Source organism: Formosa sp. S-31 (genome assembly GCF_051172795.1).
Lineage (GTDB): Bacteria > Bacteroidota > Bacteroidia > Flavobacteriales > Flavobacteriaceae > Formosa.
In genome coordinates, this window is sequence record NZ_JAENDK010000002.1 from 708,743 (window position 1) to 730,380 (window position 21,638).

The following is a 21,638-nucleotide window of genomic DNA, read 5'->3' on the forward strand; positions in this document are numbered from 1 at the left end:
TACTTTTGCGACAGATTTAACGTGTTATGAAGACTAATAAAATTATAAAAACAGGACTTGGAGTACTTATTTTCTTTACCCTGCCCAGCCTTTTATTCTTTGGGTACATGTATTTTAAATACCATGAAGACCTTCCTTTACCAAACCCTTCTCCAGCTGCAGATTTCGTAGCCCATAATATGCTGAAAACTTTAAATTACGAAGCTTATAAAAACACCTCTTATATAGAATGGACCTTTAAAAAAAGACACCATTATAAATGGATTAAACCGGATCACTATTGCGAAGTGTACTGGAAAAACATCCAGGTTAACCTCCAGTTAAATACCCCAAATAGGAGTAAAGTTTTGGTAAACAACACGCCTATTCAAGGCCCTGAGGCTGAAGAACTGATACAAAAGGCTCAAAACTATTTTACCAATGATTCCTTTTGGCTAATAGCGCCATACACTGTTTTTAAAACAGGGACGACACGAAGTCTCATCCCTTTAGATAACAATGAGAAAGGACTTTTAGTAAACTATCCTGAAACGAAAACCTCTAAAGGCGACACTTATCTCTGGATGCTGGATGCAAACCATAAGCCCTACGCCTTTAAAATGTGGAATAACTTATTACCTATAGACGGTTTAGAAGCGAGTTGGAATGACTGGACCACTTCAGAAACCGGTGCTTTGTTTCCTAGATTCCACAACATCCTGTTTTTTGGTTTTGAAATCACAGATTTAAAAACGTCGGAGTCCCTTCCCGAAATCACCCCAAATTAACACATCTCAAGATTTTAACTATTAATATTATTACATTCTTAAATCAGCTATACTTAAATTCACAATTCAGAAATATTTTACTTACATTTGATAGTATAACCAATGCTTAACTTTCAATGAAATCGATTCATTTTTTTAAATCGGTAGAGGACTGTATTCGTCCGGATTTTATATCTGAATCTGCCCGAATTTTAAATGAATCTGAGCAGGATATTTCAAAAATCACCAAAATAAGTATTGCTACTATTTTAACAGGATTCCTGAGTTTAGCAAATTCACCTGCTGCCATAGAGGAAATAATGCTTAAAGTGTTTCATAAAAACTACGAACCGTTTAACCTTTTAAAACACCCCGAAAAAACGCTTAAACACCCCTTAAAAAATGACAAATTTGAAACGGCAAGTTCAATTCAGACATTAATATTTGGTCCCCATGAAAACGCAGTATTACATTTGCTAAGCAAAGAAACCGGAATTAAGTCAGAAGCCTTCAATCAATTCATACTGATTTTAATTTTAATAGTTGTGAGTATCTGTTATAAACTAGACCTGAATTCATCCAGACTGATTGCTGCCTTACATGCCGATAACCGAAACATCGCAAAACTCACACCTAAAGGCATTACCTCCTTATTAATTTCTGCACCTACTGAAATAATTACCGACAAAACAGATACAAACGAAGAGACCGAAGAAAAATTTAAACCAAAACACAAATGGATAATTCCTTTGCTTATAGCTATTATAGGACTGTTGTTGTTTTACATTTTCTACAAACCTAAATAGGACGAATCCACTGTTACACATCAGCAACCACCAGCAATATCTATCGATATTAACTAAGCCGCTTTCAATCTGTTTTTGAACAAGGAAATCCGCTTAAATATTATATTTGAAAGGCTTAATACGTTTCCTTTTTCAGCTTAAAATCTGTACCTTTGAGACTTTGCATTTCTATGAGCCAATTCGAAGAATACATTGAAGTAAAAGGTGCACGAGTGCACAACTTAAAAAATATAGATGTTTCTATTCCAAGAGACAAACTGGTAGTAATTACCGGTTTATCTGGTAGTGGAAAATCCTCTCTGGCCTTCGACACCATTTATGCCGAAGGACAACGCCGTTATATAGAAACATTTTCTGCTTATGCCCGTCAATTTCTCGGCGGACTGGAACGTCCTGATGTGGATAAAATTGATGGACTATCTCCTGTAATTGCCATCGAACAAAAGACCACGAGTAAATCTCCAAGATCGACCGTAGGGACCATAACCGAAATTTACGATTTCCTCAGATTGTTATATGCTCGTGCAAGCGACGCCTATAGCTATAACACCGGAGAAAAAATGGTGAGTTACAGCGACGAGCAAATTAAGAATCTTATAATTGAAGAATACGACGGGAAACGTATAAACATACTGGCCCCCGTTATACGATCGCGTAAAGGTCATTACAGAGAATTATTTGAACAAATAGGAAAACAGGGCTTTGTAAAGGTAAGAACAGACGGTGAAATAAGAGACCTGGTAAAAGGCATGAAATTAGACCGCTATAAAACCCACGATATAGAAATTGTAATAGACCGGCTAAAAGTAGATAAATCTGCAGATAACGATAAGCGTCTTACCGAAACTATAAATACAGCCATGTATCACGGTGAAGATGTGTTAATGATTATAGATCATGACACTAACGAAGCCCGATATTTCAGTCGTTCACTTATGTGTCCGTCAAGCGGCATATCATACCCTAACCCAGAACCAAACAACTTTTCTTTTAACTCGCCAAAAGGTGCCTGCCCAAAATGTAACGGTATTGGCACTTTGCATGAGGTTAACCCTGCTAAAATAATTCCGGATGAAAGCTTATCCATTCGAGGAGGAGCCTTAGCTCCTATGGGACCAGAGAAAAAAAGCTGGATTTTCAAACAGTTGGAGTTAATAGCGCAACGCTATAATTTCAATTTAGGCGATCCTTACAAAGACATTCCTGATGAGGCCAGACAAATTATTTTATATGGAGGTAAAGATAAATTCTCTGTAGAAAGTAAAACACTGGGCATAACCCGCGATTATAAAATAGAATTTGAAGGGGTTGCTAAATTTATTGAAAGCCAGTACGAGAATGCACAAACCACCTCATTAAAACGCTGGGCTAAAGAGTATATGGATAAAGTATCCTGCGATCTTTGTGAAGGCACACGCCTGAGAAAAGAATCACTTTACTTTAAAGTCAATGGACTAAATATTGCCGAACTGGCCAATAAAGATATAAAAGACTTGACGCTTTGGTTTAAAGACATTACAAAGCACATTTCGGAAAAGCAACTTAAAATAGGTGAGGAAATTATTAAAGAAATCACCACGAGACTTCAGTTCTTACTCGACGTTGGCTTAGATTACCTGTCTTTAAACCGCAGTTCTAAAACCCTGTCTGGCGGCGAAGCGCAGCGTATCCGTTTAGCCACTCAAATTGGCTCTCAACTTGTAGGCGTACTCTATATTTTAGACGAACCCAGTATTGGTTTACACCAGCGGGATAATGAAAAATTAATCAATTCTCTGGTATCTCTTCGCGATGTGGGGAATTCGGTTATTGTGGTAGAACACGATAAGGACATGATAGAGCGCGCCGATTATGTTATCGATATCGGACCAAAAGCAGGGCGTCATGGTGGTGAAATCATAAGTGAAGGCTCTCCTGATGAATTGTTAAAACACCATACCCTAACAGCAGATTATTTAAACGGGACCAAAACCATTGAAATTCCTAAAAAACGCCGAACTGGTAACGGACATTTTTTAACGCTTAAAGGCTGTACCGGAAACAATTTAAAAAATGTAAGTGTGGCTTTTCCTCTGGGCAAAATGATTGGAGTTACAGGAGTTTCCGGAAGTGGAAAATCGACTTTAATTAACGAGACCCTCTACCCTATTTTAAATGCCCACTATTTTAATGGTGTAAAAAAACCTATGCCCTATAAAAGCATAACAGGTTTAGAACATTTAGATAAAGTTATCGATATCAATCAGTCTCCGATTGGCAGAACGCCTCGAAGTAATCCGGCAACATATACGGGTGTCTTCAGTGAAATACGAAGTCTCTTTGCTAAAACGCCGGAAGCCATGATTCGAGGTTATAAACCCGGACGTTTTAGTTTTAACGTTAAAGGGGGACGCTGCGAAACCTGTCAGGGCGGAGGTCTGCGTGTTATAGAAATGAATTTCCTCCCAGATGTTTACGTAGAATGCGAAACCTGTCAGGGTAAACGATTTAATCGGGAAACACTGGAAATACGCTACAAAGGTAAATCCATCAGCGATGTTTTAAACATGACTATAAATGAGGCGGTAGACTTTTTCGAGAATATTCCAAAAATTCATAAAAAAGTAAAAACCATACAGGATGTTGGCCTGGGGTATATTACTCTTGGACAACAGAGTACAACCCTTTCCGGTGGTGAAGCGCAACGTATAAAACTGGCTACAGAATTAAGCAAACGCGATACAGGAAACACCTTTTATATCTTAGATGAACCAACTACAGGGTTACACTTTGAAGATATACGCGTTTTGATGCTCGTTTTAAATAAACTGGCCGACAAAGGCAATACCGTATTAATTATTGAACATAACCTGGATGTAATTAAAACGGTAGACCACATTATAGACATTGGTTATGAAGGTGGTAAAGGCGGTGGAAAAGTTGTAGTGGAAGGCACCCCTGAAGAAGTGGCAGAACATAAGAAAAGTTACACAGCACGATTCCTTAAAAAAGAATTACATTAGCTAAAGCATATTAAAAACATTATGAAAAAAGAGATACATCCAAAAGGTTGGAACGAAATAAAAACTAACGATTCCTGGGCGATTTTTAAAATCATGGGCGAGTTTGTTAGCGGCTTTGAAAAAATGAGTAAAATAGGCCCTTGCGTTTCTATATTCGGCTCGGCAAGAACTAAACCAGACGATGACAATTATAAACTGGCCGAACGCGTAGCCTATAAAATTGTAGAAAACGGATATGGAATTATTACCGGTGGTGGCCCAGGCATTATGGAAGCAGGAAACAAAGGCGCTCATCTTGCCGGAGGAACTTCGGTAGGATTAAACATCGATTTACCATTCGAACAACACGACAACCCTTATATTGATGCGGATAAAAACTTGGATTTCGACTATTTCTTTGTTAGAAAACTGATGTTTGTAAAATACTCGCAGGGCTTTGTTGTATTGCCCGGAGGATTTGGAACCCTGGATGAATTATTCGAATCCATTACATTGATTCAGACTAAAAAAATTGAACAGTTCCCTATAATCTTAGTGGGTAAGAGTTACTGGTCCGGACTTATAGACTGGATAAAAACCACAATGCTTGAAAAACATGGCACCATCAGCCCGAAAGACTTAGATCTTATTCACATTGTAGATAGTGAAGACGAAGTTATCGCTGTTTTAGATGAATTTTATAACGAATCACAGCACAGTTTCAATTTTTAAAAGTCCCATAAACTTACATAACCCTGATTTTTACAGAACATAAATAACGCGTAACATACGGTAAATTGAACCTATAATTTGAGAATACAACATCTTTGTTTTATCCTTTTCCTCCTATTAAGCACAGTTGCTTTTAGTCAAAATAACATTGACTTAAAAGCAAAGTTCAATATGGACAAAAAGCAAATAAGTATATCTCAGAAAATTCAATATAAAAACACAACCCAAGACACTTTACATGCTATTTATTTAAGCGACTGGCCAAACAGTTACTCTACTAAAAACACGCCGTTAGCAAACCGGTTTGCCGAAGAATATAAAACCAACTTTCATTTTGCAAAAAGCGATGATCGGGGCTTTACTGCTATTACCTCGATAACTCAAAATAATGATGAAGTAGATTTTGAACGTGTACAAAATCATCCCGACATTATTAAAGTTAAACTAAACAGACCTTTGCAAGGTGGTGAAACTTACACTCTGAATCTTGATTATATGGTTCAGATTCCTAATGATAATTTTACACGATACGGTTGGGACAATAACGGAAATTTAAATTTAAGATACTGGTATATAACGCCATCTGTTTACAATGGAAAATGGCAATATTACAGCAATATAAATCTGGATGACCTGTATATACCGGACGCCGATTTAAACCTTGAAATCACTTATCCTTCCAGACTATTTTTAACCTCAGAATTAGACCAGACAACTTTAAGTCACAACTCTAACTTGACCACGGTCTTACTTCAGGGAAAAAATACTGTAAACTCAAAACTGTTTTTAAGACAGCAACCTGACTTTAAAACTATAGGAAACACTAATTTCTCGATTACAACTAATATAAACGACGAAAATTTAAATGAAATAGATCGCATATTAATTATCGACAAAATTTTATCTTTTCTATCTGAAAATCTTGGCGACTACCCACATGATAAATTATTACTTTCTGAAATAGATTATCAAAAAGATCCTATATACGGCATTAATCAACTTCCAAATTTTATAAGACCCTTCCCGAATCATTTTCAATACGAATTAAAACTGATAAAAACAGCTTTGGGTAACTATATAGAAAACGTTCTATTAATAAACCCGAGAAAAGAATATTGGCTTAACGATGGCTTACAGGTATATTATTTAATGAAGTATGTAGACGAGCATTACCCGAATATGAAACTTTTTGGAACCTTATCCAAAGTCTGGGGCTTACGTTCGTTTCATGCTACTCAACTGCAGTTTAACGATCAGTATAATTTTCTATACATGCATATGGCGCGAGCTAATCTGGACCAGCCATTAACCATGCCTAAAGACTCCCTTTTAAAATTCAATACCAATATTGCGAATAAATACAAGGCCGGAGTGGGTTTAAAATATCTTGAAGATTATTTAAATCACGATATTCTGGAAGAAAGCATCGATACATATTTGTCACTATACAAGCAACATCAAACCGCTCCTAAAGATTTTGAAACCATCTTAAGATGTAACACAGATAAAGATTTAGACTGGTTTTTCGAAGATTATGTTAACTCCCGCGAAAAAATAGATTTTAAAATAACAGATTATAAACTAATAGGCGATTCTCTGGCTGTTAGTCTTAAAAACAAGCGCCATAATGCTATGCCTATTTCCTTATATGGCTTAAAAAACGACAGTGTAGTTTATAAAACCTGGGTAAACCATATAAAAGACACACAAACAGTAAACATACCAAAAACAGACATAGACAAACTGGTTCTTAATTATAACATGGCTGTTCCCGAATTTAATTTAAGAGATAACTGGAAGTCTTTACGTGGCTTTTTATTTAATAACAAACCTTTACAATTCCGCTTATTTAAAGATATTGAAGACCCGTATTACAATCAGGTATTTTTTATGCCCGATTTTAGCTACAACTATTACGATGGCTTTTCTCCCGGTCTTAAATTGTATAATAAAACCGCTTTACAAAAATCCTTTTTATACTTTTTAAAACCTCGTTACGCCATTAAAAGTAAACAGTTAATAGGTAGTGGAACCTTAAATTACATAAAACGTTTCGAGGATAATGACCTGTACTATATAAGATTTGGATTAACCGGAGAATATTCGCATTATGCGCCTGAACTATCGTACACATCGTTTACCCCTTATATTAACATAGCCTTTAGAGATAAAACCAATTTCCGAAATAACAAACGCAAATACATAACCTTACGCTATAAAAGCATAAACAGAGAAGACGACCCTAACAATATTTACAATCTGGAAAACACCCCGAATTACAATGTGTTTAATGCCAGATATAATTACACCAATCCAAATTTAAAAAATCACTTTACCTGGCTAACAGATGTTCAGTTTGCTGATAAATTCGGAAAACTATCTTTTAATCTGGAGTATAGAAAGCTCACCGAAAAAAACCGGAATTACAGTCTGCGCTTTTTTGCCGGAACATTTTTATACAACAAAACCTACACCAACTCGGACTATTTTAGTTTTGGCCTGGACCGCCCTACCGATTACCTCTTCGATTACAACTATCTGGGCCGTTCAGAAAGTACCGGTTTATTAAGTCAGGAATTAGTTATTGCCGAAGGAGGATTTAAATCAAAATTAGATACACCTTTCGCCAACCAGTGGATGGCTACCCTAAATGCAGGAACCACAATCTGGAAATACATTGAAGCTTATGGCGACGTTGGTTTAGTGGCGAATCACGACCAGAAAACTAAATTTGTTTACGATTCCGGATTTCGCTTACGTCTGGTTGCCGATTATTTCGAGCTTTACTTTCCGGTGTACTCCAATTTAGGCTGGGAAATCACTCAAGCCCAGTACAGTCAGAAAATACGTTTTATCGTTACACTTTCCCCGCAAACCCTGATGGGCTTATTCTCCAGAAGATGGTATTAAAAAATCGCGATTTTTATTGAAAAATTATTATTTAAAATCCATTTTACTAAGAATTTAATATTTAAAAACCAAATAAACACCACTTTAATACAAACTCAATAATCTATTTCTTTGAGATTCAATTGTAAAACTCACTTAGATTTTTTACATTTGCCCGAACCATACCCAAAAATAACATGCAAATAGAACCAGATACAAAGACAGGATTATCTTTTGAAGATTTTAAAGCTGAAGTTTTAAATGATTATAAAGTAGCTGTTACCTCCAGAGAATGTAGTTTATTAGGAAGACGTGAAGTGCTTACAGGAAAAGCGAAATTTGGAATATTTGGTGATGGAAAAGAAGTGCCTCAACTTGCTATGGCCAAAGCCTTTAAGGATGGTGATTTCAGATCGGGTTATTACCGCGATCAAACCTTCATGATGGCTATTGGCGAATTAACAATAGAACAATTCTTTTCTGGTCTATACGCCAACACCGATCTGGAAATTGAACCAATGTCGGCCGGACGACAAATGGGAGGGCATTTTGCTACCCATAGTTTAGATGAAAACGGTAACTGGAAAAATCTTACCAAGCAAAAGAACTCAAGTTCAGACATCTCACCTACTGCAGGACAAATGCCGCGTTTGCTGGGATTAGCACAGGCATCAAAGATTTACAGACATGTTAAAGGAATCAATGCCACAAATTTCTCGGTTAATGGTAACGAAGTTGCCTGGGGTACCATTGGTAATGCCAGTACCAGCGAAGGCATCTTTTTTGAAACCATAAATGCTGCTGGTGTTTTACAGGTGCCAATGGTTATAAGTGTATGGGACGACGAATATGGTATTTCGGTTCATGCAAAACATCAAACAACTAAAGAAAATATTTCGGAAATTTTAAAAGGTTTCCAACGTACAGAAGACAGTAAAGGCTACGAAATTTTAAGAGTTAAAGGCTGGGACTACCCTACTTTAATAGAAATGTATCAGGAAGCCGGGAAAATTGCTCGCGAAGAACATGTTCCTGTATTAATTCATGTTAGCGAACTAACGCAGCCTCAAGGGCATTCCACTTCAGGTTCTCACGAACGATATAAAGACAAAAACCGTTTAGACTGGGAACACGAACACGATTGTAACCTAAAAATGCGCGAATGGATTATTTCAAACGGCATTGCTACCGAAGAAACGTTAAGCGCTTTAGAAAAAGATATTAAAAAACAGGTTCGCGATGGAAAAAAAGCAGCCTGGGCTTTATTTATAAACCCTATTAATCAGGATAAAGAATTCCTTGTAAATCTGTTGCATCGTATTGCAAATTCGAGTGCAAATAAAACCTTCATTCAAAAAATCATTAAAGATTTAGAACAGATTGAGGAACCTTTAAAAAAGGATATTATTTCTACCGCAAGGAAAACCCTGCGTTACCTGATTCATGAAGACAGTGTAGACAAAACCAGATTATTAACCTGGATTGAGGCTTATATGAATAAAGTACAACCGCAATACAGTTCGCATTTAGTAAGCGAAAGTAATAAATCGGTTAAATATATCACCGAAGTAAAACCGGTGTATGGTGAGGACTCTGAATATGTTGACGGTCGTCTTATTATTAGAGATAATTTTAATGCTATTTTCAGCAAATACCCGGAGTCTTTGATATTTGGTGAGGATTCTGGAAATATAGGTGATGTTAATCAAGGGCTTGAAGGCATGCAGGAAAAATACGGTGAATTACGTGTTGCCGATGCCGGAATTCGCGAAGCTACTATTTTAGGACAAGGCATAGGAATGGCCATGAGAGGTTTACGCCCTATTGCCGAAATTCAGTATCTGGATTACCTGATGTATGCCTTACAGCTTATCAGCGACGATTTAGCAACCTTGCACTACCGTACCAAAGGACGCCAGAAAGCACCTTTAATAGTAAGAACACGTGGCCACAGATTGGAAGGTATATGGCATTCAGGCTCGCAGATGGGAGGTATTATCAACCTTGTCCGCGGTATCCATGTATTGGTCCCTAGAAACATGACAAAGGCAGCTGGTTTTTATAATACTTTACTGGAATCAGATGAGCCTGCACTTATTGTAGAATGCTTAAACGGTTACCGCTTAAAAGAGAAAAAACCATCTAATTTTGGTTTGTTTAAAACTCCTGTAGGCGTTGTTGAAACCTTGAGAGAAGGAGAAGATATTACTTTGGTATCCTACGGTTCTACTCTTCGTATTGTTGAACAGGCTGCTAAAGATTTACTGGAAGTTGGTATTTCTGCCGAAGTTATAGATATTCAGTCTCTGCTTCCTTTTGATGTTAATCACGACATCGTAAAAAGTGTTGCCAAAACGAATCGTTTATTAATTATAGATGAAGATGTACCTGGTGGCGCTTCAGCATATATTTTAAATGAAATTTTAAATACTCAGAACGGTTATCTGCATTTAGATAGTCAACCAAAAACATTAACAGCAAAAGCTCATCGACCAGCTTATGGTACTGATGGTGATTATTTTTCTAAACCTTCTTTAGAAGATATATTTGAAACCATATACCAGATGATGCACGAAGTTAACCCTAATAAATATCCGAAACTTCGATAAATTCTGGGCTAAGCTCAAGCGCGCGACTATGACGATTAAACTATTAGCCATTGGTAAAACAGACAATAAACAATTACAAAGTTTAATTGACGATTACCAAAAACGGCTCGGACATTATATTAAGTTTGAATTTGATATTATTCCGGACCTGAAAAAGGTTAAAAATTTAAGTGAAGATCAGCAAAAGCAAAAAGAAGGCGAACTGATTTTAGGAAAAATAAACCCTACAGATGTTCTTATCTTATTAGATGAAAACGGTAGACAAATGGATTCGGTAGGCTTTTCAGACTATCTACAGAAACACATGAACTCTGGAATAAAACAACTTGTTTTTGTTATTGGAGGGCCTTATGGTTTTTCTTCAGAGGTATATGCGCAAGCCAAGGGCAAAATCTCACTATCCAAAATGACCTTTTCTCATCAGATGATACGGTTATTTATAATCGAGCAGTTATACCGTGGATTTACAATATTAAAAAATGAACCCTATCATCACAGATAGGGTTTTATTTTACTACTTCTTTTTACTTCGGGTTCCCAGTTTGTATCCAAAAGCCAGTTTTGCTTTTGTTACATTAAAACGGTAATTATTATCATAGTCTAGTTTGGTAGAATATACTCCACCACCATAAATTAAACTGAGATAATACCGGTCCACATTATAACCCAACGCTACAGCATAATCCATTTTAAAAAGAAAATTATTCGACGGCGTATACTTATCATCCTCTAAGGTTACATGTTTATACATTAGCCCCATTCCCGGCATTAAATTGCAGGTTAGGGTTATATTTTCGGGTAACTTAAACACCGATAGAATACCCCCTAAAACCCCAAGAGCAGCACTATTGTAACGCTTAATTTGAGCCTGTTCGTTAAAGTAAGGATAGGTTTCTTCATTTAAAACATTATCATCGGCTGAAAAATAATCGTAAAACATAAAAGCCCCGAATCCCCCGGTTAAATAAAACTTTTTATCCAGTCTGTCTATACCCGCTTTCAGTAAAGTATAAGAAAATTCAATATCGGGAAGTGTGCGTAGCATGTTTAAACCAATGGTTACTGATTTAATATCGTCTCGGAACACAAAATCTTCATCAAAATTATTCTTCACTTTAAACCCTTTATAAGTTTGAACATAAAAATTGACGTAATTCTTTTTACCCAATATGGTAGTACCCTGCATATCGAACCGGTTGGTTACATCCTTATTCTTATCTTTTATATTAAACGCAATATCTACCAACAATTTACTACTCGCAAAACCAAAACCGACACCAAATCGATTATTCGGCACATATCTGCTCTTAAATTCGTCGTTTGAAATTCTAAACCGTTTGAGCTTATAATTTGTAAATAACCTTAATGAGTAATTATTAATATCGTGATCTATAAACAGTGTATCAACCAACTGTATTAAATTTAAAGTATCCAAACCTTTAGAGATTTGAGCATGCGCAGCTAGCGAACTTATAAAAAAAAGTAAAATACAAAGCTGTTTTTTCATCTTACTGCTACAATCCGTTTAATCAGAATTTAATCGATATATAAGAAGCTAAAAATACATTAATTATGTTATGAAACCAGCAGAACGCTACATTGTTCTAAGATATAACTTTCTTTAGACGAAGTTAATACCCCGTTACTTTTAAGAATTAAGCATATTAAACAATATAATTACGCATAAAAAAAGGGCTAAGTTTTACAACTTAGCCCTTTTCACCTATATATAAACCAAACTTATGAATGTGAAAACGTATGTTTACGTTTTTTAAGCTGTATATCTAAATCATTAATAGTATTCTTTACAGCCAATTCATAATTTCTTTCTTGCGAAGAAGCAAATATTCTGGGACCCGGTGCACTCAATTCAATTTTACACACTTTACCGTCTTCTTTTTCATTAGCAATATGTTCGAACACTACTTCTGCCGAAATAATCCAGTCATATTTTTTAGCTAATTTACTTAATCGTTCACTTACGTAACTATTCATCGCCTCACTTGTGGACATATGAAGATATTGAATGTTTATAGTCATAATAGTTCCATTTTTAGGTTCATTATCAAAGTTAAGGTATTAAAGTGAATTCAATTATGATTAAAATCATAAAGTATTCAGAAAAATCTGATAAAATTTAATTGAAAATCAACCCTGCCAAATAAACCTTTAATTATTAATTGATTACCAGTTTTGAGGCAATTGATTTACTTCTTTAATTAACATAAAAATTGAAATAATAGTCCGTATTATTAATAAAGTGAAGAGTGCAAACACCAGCGCAAACGAAATTTCTAAATAATATTTTTTCATGACTCCAAGGTTTTAAAAGTTAGACAATTAACCCAATTAGCTCCAAGGAAGTCTATACAATTTACAAAAAATCACCAATATAAAACACTGATTTACAACAAAATGCATTCACGCCGGTAAATCCATAAAAAACATTAATTTTGCGGTTAAATCCATAAAACTGTTTCATGAAACTTGTATTCGCCACTAATAATGCCAATAAAATAAAAGAAGTTCAGGCTTTGATTCCTTCTCATATAACCTTACTAAGTTTAGCAGATATAAATTGCCAGGAAGACATTCCGGAAACCCAACCGACTATAGAAGGTAATGCTATTCAAAAGGCCGAATACATAAAAACACACTACGGTTTCGACTGCTTTGCAGACGATACAGGATTAGAAGTAGAAGCTCTGAATGGTGCACCCGGTGTATTTTCTGCAAGATATGCAGGTTTGCAAAGAGATGCCTCAGACAATATGAACAAGCTATTAGATGAGCTTAAAGACTCCGAAAACAGAACAGCTCAATTTAAAACCGTAATCGCTTTAAGTATAAATAATACCATTAAAACCTTTACAGGAATTTGTCCTGGGAAAATCACCACAGAAAAACATGGTACAGACGGATTTGGTTACGACCCTGTTTTTAAACCTGAAGGCTATTCAAAAACCTTTGCAGAAATGCCTTTAGCTGAAAAAAACAGCATTGGGCATCGTGGAAAAGCCGTTTCTTTGTTAATTGAGCATTTAAACCACTTATAACAAACCACAAATACTCTGATTAACAATATTTTACATAAAAGTAGTTTATCTAAAAAAAAGCACTACCTTTGCAGCTTGAAATTCCTCAGGGTGAGGATGTGTTACTTAGAAGTTTAAGGTTAAGTATGTCGATTCCCTTCTTGTGTAACACTTACATATTGTAATCGAATACTTATTAAAAAGAATGAACACATTCAAAGACCTTGGTCTTAATGAAGACCTTTTGCACGCCATTACCGATATGGGGTTTGAAACTCCAAGTGAAGTGCAGGAAAAAGCAATCCCGCTATTATTAGAAAGTGAAACAGATTTAGTTGCTCTGGCTCAAACCGGAACAGGAAAAACAGCTGCCTTTGGCTTTCCTATGCTACAAAAAATACAGCTGGATAGCCGTACCACACAAGGATTAATCCTGTCTCCTACCCGCGAACTTTGTTTACAAATTGCCAACGAGCTTAAAGCATATGGTAAATACTGTAAAGGCTTAAACGTTGTTGCTATTTACGGTGGTTCGTCTATTACAGAACAAGCTCGTGATGTAAAACGCGGAGCTCAGATTATTGTTGCCACTCCGGGCCGTATGAAAGATATGATTAGCCGTAATATGGTTGACATCAGTAAAATTGAATACAGCGTCTTAGATGAAGCCGACGAAATGCTTAACATGGGATTCTATGAAGATATTACAGACATATTATCGCATACACCGGTAGATAAAAGTACCTGGTTATTTTCTGCGACTATGCCTAAAGAAGTAGCTACTATCGCTAAAAAATTCATGGATAGCCCTAAAGAAATTACGGTAGGAAACAAAAATGAAGGAAGTACACAAGTATCTCACGAATACTATTTAGTAAATTCCAGAGATCGTTATCAGGCTTTAAAACGTTTGGCAGATGCTAACCCGGATATTTTTTCGGTAATTTTCTGTCGTACCAAAAGAGATACTCAAAAAGTAGCCGAGCAACTTATAGAAGATGGTTATAATGCCGGAGCGCTTCATGGCGATTTAAGTCAGAATCAACGTGACTTAGTAATGAAATCATTTAGAAATCAGCAAATCCAGATGCTTGTCGCGACAGATGTTGCTGCCCGTGGTATTGATGTAGATGATATTACACATGTAATTAACTACCAGTTACCAGACGAAATAGAAACCTATAATCACCGTAGTGGTCGTACAGGTCGTGCAGGTAAAACCGGGGTGTCTATGGTTATCGTTTCTAAAAGTGAGGTTAGAAAAATAAAAAGTATAGAACGTATCATTAAAAAAGACTTTGTTAAGAAAGACATCCCTAATGGTATGGAAATCTGCGAAGTTCAGTTAATGTCACTGGCTAACAAAATTCACAACACAGAAGTTGATCATGAAATTGACAAATATTTAGATAATATTAATGAGTTATTCATTAACACGTCTAAAGAAGAATTAATTAAAAAATTCTTCTCTGTAGAATTTAACAGATTCTTCAACTACTATAAAAAATCTAAAGATTTAAATGTTGCTGAGTCAGGAAATACTAAAGACTATTCGGGGTCTGATAACGCTTCTCGTTTCTTTATTAATGTAGGAAGTCGTGACGGATTCGACTGGATGAATCTTAAAGATTTCCTTAAAGAACAATTACAATTAGGTAGAGATGATGTCTTTAAAGTAGATGTTAAAGAGAGTTTCTCTTTCTTTAATACCGAGGCCGAACTTGAACCTAAAGTATTAGAATTCTTTACAGACTTTAAACATAATGGTCGCTTTGTTAATGTAGAAAAGACTGAAAATAAAGGCGGCGGAAAAAGCCGTGGTAGTGGAAACCGTCGTAAAGGAGGACGCCGAAGAGATTCTGACAAAAAAGATTTTAGTAGCTTTAAAGGCGGTGAAAAACGTTCGAAGTCAAGACGCAGTAATACTGAATTTAGCGGAAAAAGACGAAGTGATTCTGGAACCCAGTCCTCAGGATCTTCTCGTCCAAGACGCTCAAGACGTTAATTAATTTTGTTAAATATTAGTCAAATTAATCCTTCTGTTTTAGGAAATCTTATTTAGTTTGCTACTTTTAACTTTTATTTACGGCCCATGAAATATTTAATCTTTATTCTAACGCTTTTATTAACAACTACAGCGGTATTTTCTCAGGAAGACACCACTGTTAAGGGAGTTATTGTTAACGGTGCAGACGACGCACCATTAGAAGGCGTTAATATTGTAAATATTAATCAGGTTAAAGGAAGTACAACCAATGTAAAAGGTGAGTTTGAGGTGTCTGCGAAAGCCAACGACACCCTTCATTTTTCATTTTTAGGTTTTAAATCCATAAAAGTCAGAGTAACGAACGACTGGATTAAATACGGCAGTTCTAAAATAGCCCTGACCGAATTGGCACTGGCTTTGGAAGAAGTTGTTGTACACCAGTTTAAGCTTACAGGCTATCTGGAAGTAGATATTAAACAAGTTCCTATAAACAATAATTATCAGTATAGTATTTCCGGACTTCAAAACGGATATGAAGCTGGTAGTTACAATAATAGTGGCGTAAATAAAGTATTAGGAGCTATTTTCAATCCGGCAGATTTCCTCTATAATATATTTGGAAAGAAACCTCAGGAAATGAAAAAATTAAAGCAGATGAAAAAAGATGACGAAATTCGAAATCTTTTGGCATCGCGTTTTGATCGCGAAATGCTTACTGTTTTATTGCAGGTAGATCGGGTAGATTTAGACGAAATTGTAAGGCAATGTAATTATTCAAAAGATTTTATAAATTCGGCAAACGATCTTCAAATACTGGACGCTATAAGCGGATGCTACGAAGAATACAAGGTTTTAAGTCGGGGACGAGGCAAACTTTAAAAATACCAAGAGCTGCAGTTTGCAGCTCTTTTTTTAAATCCACTTAAAATTTTTATAAATTATATTTTAATTATTAAATTCTCACTATATTGCCTCAATATAAATCACATTAATAAAATAAAACACAACAAACTCATTATAATTAAAATTTTAAGACTTGTTGTGCCATTTCATACATTAATTTAGTATCACCTTAACTTTTCATGACAAACATTACTCGCATTTTTGATATTCCCTATTATCAACAGGAAACCTATAACCTTAGTAAATGTTTTTCTACAAAATATAACGGCGTATGGCAATCTGTAACTTCTCAGGAATTTCTGGATCAGGCAAACAGTATAAGTCGTGCGCTTTTACGTCTTGGCATTCAACCTAACGATAAAATCGCTGTAATTTCTACAAACAATCGTACAGAATGGAATATTCTCGATATTGGTGTGCTACAGACTGGTGCTCAGAATGTACCTATTTATCCTACAATTAGTGAGAATGATTACGAGTATATTTTAAATCATTCCGAAGCGATTTACTGTTTTGTCTCAGATGTTGCTGTGGTTGAAAAGTTAAATAAGATTAAAGACAATACTAAATTAAAAAAGGTATATACTTTCGATGAAATTCCTAATGAAAACAATTGGAAGGAGCTTTTAATTATTGGTGAAGATACTTCAAATCAAGATGAGGTTGAAGCGCGTAAAAAAGATATTACCCCCAATGATTTGGCGACTATTATATACACCTCGGGTACTACAGGAACACCAAAAGGTGTAATGTTATCTCACAATAACATCGTATCCAATGTTAGTGCCAGCGAAAAGCGTGTTCCTTTCGTTTACGGTAAATCTAAAGCTTTAAGTTTTTTACCTATTTGCCATATATTTGAACGTATGCTACTGTATTTATATCAGTACTGTGGCGTTGAAATTTATTTTGCCGAATCTATAGACAAAATGAGTGATAACCTCAAAGAGGTTAAACCTCATGTGATGTCTGCGGTTCCCAGATTATACGAAAAAGTATACGACAAAATTATCGCAAAAGGTGGAGACCTAACGGGTGTAAAGAAGGCTTTATTCTTCTGGGCGGTTAATCTGGGCTTACAATACGAACCTTACAACGCCAATGGCTGGTGGTACGAAAAACAACTCGCATTAGCGAACAAACTTATTTTCAGTAAATGGCGTGAAGCTCTTGGAGGAAATATTAAAATTATGGTTTCTGGAAGCGCGCCTTTACAACCTCGCTTAACGCGTATTTTTGCTGCTGCCGGTTTACCTATTATGGAAGGTTACGGCTTAACAGAAACATCGCCTGTAATTGCTGTTAACGACGAAAGAAACCATGGTTTCAGGATTGGAACTGTTGGAAAAATTATTGAAAAAGTAGAAGTTAAAATTGCAGAAGATGGTGAAATTCTTGTTAAAGGCCCTAACGTCATGTTAGGATACTACAAGGATCCAGAAAGGACCGCTGAAGTTATGAGTGGCGAGTATTTCCACACAGGAGATATTGGAGAAATCAGTACTGATGGTTTTTTAAAAATTACCGATCGTAAAAAAGAAATATTTAAAACCAGTGGCGGTAAGTATGTAGCCCCTGCCATATTGGAAAATCAAATAAAACAATCGCGCTTTATAGAACAGGTTATGGTTGTTGGTGAAGGTGAAAAAATGCCTGCGGCACTAATCCAACCCAACTATGAATTTGTAAAAGAATGGGCTAAACGCCATAATATAACTTTTACAAACGAGCAGGACTTGTTTAAAAACGAAGCCCTTCTAAACCGTATTCAGCAGGAAATAGATCAGGCTAATAAAAGTTTTGGAAAATGGGAGCAGGTTAAAGTGTTTAAAATTACACCAGATATCTGGAGTATCGATTCCGGTCACCTTACCCCTACTTTAAAAATAAAACGAAAAATCATCAAGGAAATCTACAAAGATTTGATAGAATCTATATACAGACCCTAATATTTTAAACTCCTTAAATTTTTAAGGAGTTTTTTTTATTAAAAATGTAATCAAAAGCACATCTTTATTATGCATGCATAGTATTTTTTATTATATTTGGTTAGAACAAAACCTATAATGAAAGATAAAACCATAGATTATGTATTGCGTACCACCTGGTTAGCGGTAACCAAGATGTACAATGAACAAGGTGCTAAATTCGATAGCACTATGGCTACAGGCTTTGCCCTTTTAAGTATCGATCCGGAAAAGGGCACCCCTTCTACTTCTCTTGGTCCCAAAATGGGAATGGAAGCGACTAGCCTTTCCAGAATCATTAAAAACATGGAAAAACAAGGTCTTATAGAACGTAAACCCAATCCGGAAGACGGTCGCGGTGTTTTAATACATTTAACACCGTTTGGCAAAGAAAAACGAGAATACTCCAAAGACCGCGTTTTAATTTTTAACGACACCGTAAAAAAACACGTAACTCCGGAACAATTAAATCACTTTTACGAAGTAGCCGAAACTATCAACGATTTAATTTCGAATAAAAAAATATATAATAACGAATCCATTTTTAAATAAAATGAGTAAACGTAGAATAAAACAAGTAGCCGTAATAGGTTCTGGTATTATGGGAAGCGGTATCGCCTGTCATTTTGCCAATATTGGGGTCCAGGTATTATTATTAGATATAGTACCCAATGCCCTGACTGATATAGAAAAGGCCAAGAACCTGACTTTACAAGATAAAAGTGTACGAAACAGAATAGTAAACGATTCCCTTTCAAAAGCACTACAATCGAAACCCTCTCCTATTTATAATCAGAAATTCGCAAGTCGCATCAGTACAGGAAATCTGGAAGATGATATTGCAAAAGTTAAAGATGCAGACTGGATTATTGAAGTTGTAGTGGAGCGTATCGATATAAAAAAGCAAGTCTTCGAAAATCTTGAAAAATACAGAACTCCTGGCACACTTATAACGTCGAATACCTCGGGAATACCAATTCATTTTATGAGCGAAGGGAGATCTGAAGATTTTCAGAAGCATTTTTGCGGTACTCATTTCTTTAATCCTGCCCGTTATTTAAAACTTTTCGAAATTATTCCTGGTCCGAAAACAAGTTCGGAAGTATTAGATTTTCTTAATACTTATGGTGAACAGTTTCTGGGAAAAACTTCGGTAGTTGCCAAAGATACCCCAGCATTTATTGGTAACCGAATTGGTATATTCAGTATTATGAGTTTGTTCCATACCGTTCAAGCTATGGACTTAACTATTGAAGATATCGATAAACTTACAGGTCCAGTAATCGGACGTCCAAAATCGGCAACCTTCAGAACTGTAGATGTGGTTGGTTTAGACACCCTGGTACATGTTGCCAACGGATTATATCAAAATGTCCCAACAGACGAACAACATAATCTCTTTAAGCTTCCGGATTTCATTAATACGATGATGGAAAACAAATGGTTTGGAAGTAAAACCAATCAGGGATTTTATAAAGTAGAACGCCATAAAGACGGTTCTAAAGATATTTTGTCTCTCGATTTAAATACCTTGGAATACCGTCCTAATAAAAAAGCGAGTTTCGCTACGCTGGAACTAACAAAAACCATTGATAAGGTAATAGACCGATTTAAAGTTTTAATTGCAGGAAAAGACAAAGCAGGTGAATTTTATCGCAAAAACTTTACAGCCTTGTTTGCCTATGTTTCAAACCGTATTCCGGAAATTACCGATCAATTATATAAAATAGATGACGCCATGAAAGCCGGTTTTGGCTGGGAACATGGCCCGTTTCAAATCTGGGATGCCATAGGCGTAGAAAAGGGAATAGAACTTATGAAAGCCGAAGGATTAGAGCCTGCATCATGGGTATTGGAAATGCTTGAATCTGGAAGTAAATCATTTTACTCCATTGTTAACGGCGACACTTATTTTTATAATATTCCAACTAAAACGCAGGAAAAAGTTCCAGGACAGGATGCGTTTATTATTCTGGATAATATCAGAAAATCTAATGAAGTCTTTAAAAACTCCGGAGTTGTAATTGAAGATTTAGGTGACGGAATTCTAAATTGCGAATTCCAATCCAAAATGAATACTATAGGAGGCGATGTATTGACTGGTTTAAATAAAGCTATAGACCTGGCCGAAAAGGACTTCCAAGGACTGGTTATAGGAAATCAGGGCGCTAATTTTTCTGTTGGTGCCAATCTTGCCATGATTTTTATGATGGCTGTTGAGCAGGATTATGACGAACTGAATATGGCGATTAAATATTTTCAGGATACCATGATGCGCATGCGTTATTCCGCCATTCCTACCATCTCTGCTCCTCATGGTATGACCTTAGGTGGGGGTTGCGAATTATCGCTTCATGCAGATAAGGTTGTAGCGGCTGCCGAATCTTATATTGGTTTGGTTGAATTTGGAGTTGGTGTAATTCCTGGTGGTGGTGGCTCTAAAGAAATGACTTTAAGAGCTCAGGATACCTTTAAAAAAGGAGACGTAGAATTAAACACCCTTCAGGAATACTTCCTGACTATTGGAATGGCGAAAGTATCTACATCGGCTTACGAAGCTTTTGATTTAGGTATTCTTCAACCGGGTAAAGATATTGTGGTTGTTAATAAAGATCGACAGATTGCCACAGCCAAAGCACATGCAAAACTTATGGCCGAAGCTGGTTATACGCAACCCATAAAACGTAACGACATTAAAGTTTTAGGTAAACAGGCATTGGCCATGTTTCTGGTAGGCACAGATGCCATGGAAGCCAGTCATTATATCAGTGAACATGATCAGAAAATTGCAAATAAACTAGCCTACGTTATGGCTGGCGGCGATTTATCCGAACCTACACTGGTAAACGAGCAATATCTGCTGGATTTGGAACGCGAAGCCTTTTTAAGTCTCTGTACAGAACGTAAAACTTTAGAACGCATTCAGCATATGTTGAAAACGGGAAAACCTTTAAGAAATTAGAAAAATAGAAGAACGATAAAG

Annotated in this window: 15 protein-coding genes; 13 read left to right on the top strand and 2 right to left on the bottom strand. The window is 36.0% G+C overall.

The window, feature by feature from the left end:
* Positions 1-26 precede the first annotated feature (26 nt).
* The 7 genes from I3217_RS03410 to rlmH all read left to right on the top strand — a co-directional run bounded on the left by I3217_RS03410 (position 27) and on the right by rlmH (position 11,265).
* The gene (locus I3217_RS03410) at positions 27-767 is read left to right on the top strand and encodes a hypothetical protein (RefSeq protein ID WP_435048328.1); all 741 of its coding nucleotides are present in this window, start codon (positions 27-29) and stop codon (positions 765-767) included.
* 116 nt (positions 768-883) lie between these two features.
* On the top strand, positions 884-1,552 hold the full coding sequence (locus I3217_RS03415; protein ID WP_435048329.1) for a DUF937 domain-containing protein: 669 nt from the start codon (positions 884-886) through the stop codon (positions 1,550-1,552).
* Positions 1,553-1,722: 170 nt separating this feature from the next.
* Positions 1,723-4,554 (top strand): excinuclease ABC subunit UvrA, encoded by a 2,832-nt coding sequence (gene uvrA, locus I3217_RS03420; RefSeq protein WP_435048557.1) that lies wholly within the window; start codon positions 1,723-1,725, stop codon positions 4,552-4,554.
* A gap of 21 nt (positions 4,555-4,575) precedes the next feature.
* Positions 4,576-5,265, top strand: coding sequence for a TIGR00730 family Rossman fold protein (locus I3217_RS03425; RefSeq protein WP_435048330.1), 690 nt, complete (start codon positions 4,576-4,578; stop codon positions 5,263-5,265).
* Positions 5,266-5,436: 171 nt separating this feature from the next.
* Entirely contained in the window at positions 5,437-8,175 is a 2,739-nt protein-coding gene (locus I3217_RS03430; protein ID WP_435048331.1) for a metalloprotease, read from the top strand.
* Positions 8,176-8,351: 176 nt separating this feature from the next.
* On the top strand, positions 8,352-10,763 hold the full coding sequence (locus I3217_RS03435; protein ID WP_435048332.1) for an alpha-ketoacid dehydrogenase subunit alpha/beta: 2,412 nt from the start codon (positions 8,352-8,354) through the stop codon (positions 10,761-10,763).
* A 28-nt stretch (positions 10,764-10,791) separates the two neighbouring features.
* A complete protein-coding gene (gene rlmH / locus I3217_RS03440; protein ID WP_435048333.1) occupies positions 10,792-11,265 on the top strand; it encodes a 23S rRNA (pseudouridine(1915)-N(3))-methyltransferase RlmH in 474 nt (157 codons plus the stop codon).
* 12 nt (positions 11,266-11,277) lie between these two features.
* Here the strand turns inward: rlmH and I3217_RS03445 are convergent, their stop codons facing one another.
* Both I3217_RS03445 and hpf read right to left on the bottom strand, forming a co-directional pair.
* On the bottom strand, positions 11,278-12,198 hold the full coding sequence (locus I3217_RS03445; protein ID WP_435048334.1) for a DUF4421 family protein: 921 nt from the start codon (positions 12,196-12,198) through the stop codon (positions 11,278-11,280).
* Between the two features lie 305 nt (positions 12,199-12,503).
* Positions 12,504-12,803: a ribosome hibernation-promoting factor, HPF/YfiA family gene (hpf, locus tag I3217_RS03450; RefSeq protein WP_435048335.1), complete on the bottom strand. Its 300-nt coding sequence runs from the start codon at positions 12,801-12,803 to the stop codon at positions 12,504-12,506.
* A gap of 440 nt (positions 12,804-13,243) precedes the next feature.
* On the opposite strand from hpf, the gene I3217_RS03455 reads away from it, so the two are divergent.
* From I3217_RS03455 to I3217_RS03480, 6 genes are all read left to right on the top strand, one after another.
* Positions 13,244-13,819, top strand: a complete 576-nt coding sequence (locus I3217_RS03455) for a non-canonical purine NTP diphosphatase (protein WP_435048336.1) — start codon at positions 13,244-13,246, stop codon at positions 13,817-13,819.
* A gap of 184 nt (positions 13,820-14,003) precedes the next feature.
* Positions 14,004-15,803 (top strand): DEAD/DEAH box helicase, encoded by a 1,800-nt coding sequence (locus tag I3217_RS03460; RefSeq protein ID WP_435048337.1) that lies wholly within the window; start codon positions 14,004-14,006, stop codon positions 15,801-15,803.
* Positions 15,804-15,890: 87 nt separating this feature from the next.
* Complete coding sequence (locus I3217_RS03465) at positions 15,891-16,664, top strand: carboxypeptidase-like regulatory domain-containing protein (protein ID WP_435048338.1); 774 nt, start codon at positions 15,891-15,893, stop codon at positions 16,662-16,664.
* 203 nt (positions 16,665-16,867) lie between these two features.
* Positions 16,868-18,637: an AMP-dependent synthetase/ligase gene (locus I3217_RS03470; RefSeq protein WP_435048339.1), complete on the top strand. Its 1,770-nt coding sequence runs from the start codon at positions 16,868-16,870 to the stop codon at positions 18,635-18,637.
* A 117-nt stretch (positions 18,638-18,754) separates the two neighbouring features.
* A complete protein-coding gene (locus I3217_RS03475) occupies positions 18,755-19,207 on the top strand; it encodes a MarR family winged helix-turn-helix transcriptional regulator (protein ID WP_435048340.1) in 453 nt (150 codons plus the stop codon).
* Position 19,208: 1 nt separating this feature from the next.
* The gene (locus I3217_RS03480; RefSeq protein ID WP_435048341.1) at positions 19,209-21,617 is read left to right on the top strand and encodes a 3-hydroxyacyl-CoA dehydrogenase/enoyl-CoA hydratase family protein; all 2,409 of its coding nucleotides are present in this window, start codon (positions 19,209-19,211) and stop codon (positions 21,615-21,617) included.
* The last annotated feature ends 21 nt before the right edge of the window (positions 21,618-21,638 follow it).

Coding starts and splice junctions, on each gene's coding strand:
- I3217_RS03415 (WP_435048329.1), top strand. CDS start 884: ATGAAATCGATTCATTTTTTTAAATCGGTAGAGGACTGTATTCGTCCG.
- I3217_RS03410 (WP_435048328.1), top strand. CDS start 27: ATGAAGACTAATAAAATTATAAAAACAGGACTTGGAGTACTTATTTTC.
- I3217_RS03425 (WP_435048330.1), top strand. CDS start 4,576: ATGAAAAAAGAGATACATCCAAAAGGTTGGAACGAAATAAAAACTAAC.
- uvrA (WP_435048557.1), top strand. CDS start 1,723: ATGAGCCAATTCGAAGAATACATTGAAGTAAAAGGTGCACGAGTGCAC.
- I3217_RS03455 (WP_435048336.1), top strand. CDS start 13,244: ATGAAACTTGTATTCGCCACTAATAATGCCAATAAAATAAAAGAAGTT.
- I3217_RS03475 (WP_435048340.1), top strand. CDS start 18,755: ATGAAAGATAAAACCATAGATTATGTATTGCGTACCACCTGGTTAGCG.
- hpf (WP_435048335.1), bottom strand. CDS start 12,803: ATGACTATAAACATTCAATATCTTCATATGTCCACAAGTGAGGCGATG.
- rlmH (WP_435048333.1), top strand. CDS start 10,792: ATGACGATTAAACTATTAGCCATTGGTAAAACAGACAATAAACAATTA.
- I3217_RS03465 (WP_435048338.1), top strand. CDS start 15,891: ATGAAATATTTAATCTTTATTCTAACGCTTTTATTAACAACTACAGCG.
- I3217_RS03470 (WP_435048339.1), top strand. CDS start 16,868: ATGACAAACATTACTCGCATTTTTGATATTCCCTATTATCAACAGGAA.
- I3217_RS03460 (WP_435048337.1), top strand. CDS start 14,004: ATGAACACATTCAAAGACCTTGGTCTTAATGAAGACCTTTTGCACGCC.
- I3217_RS03430 (WP_435048331.1), top strand. CDS start 5,437: ATGGACAAAAAGCAAATAAGTATATCTCAGAAAATTCAATATAAAAAC.
- I3217_RS03480 (WP_435048341.1), top strand. CDS start 19,209: ATGAGTAAACGTAGAATAAAACAAGTAGCCGTAATAGGTTCTGGTATT.
- I3217_RS03435 (WP_435048332.1), top strand. CDS start 8,352: ATGCAAATAGAACCAGATACAAAGACAGGATTATCTTTTGAAGATTTT.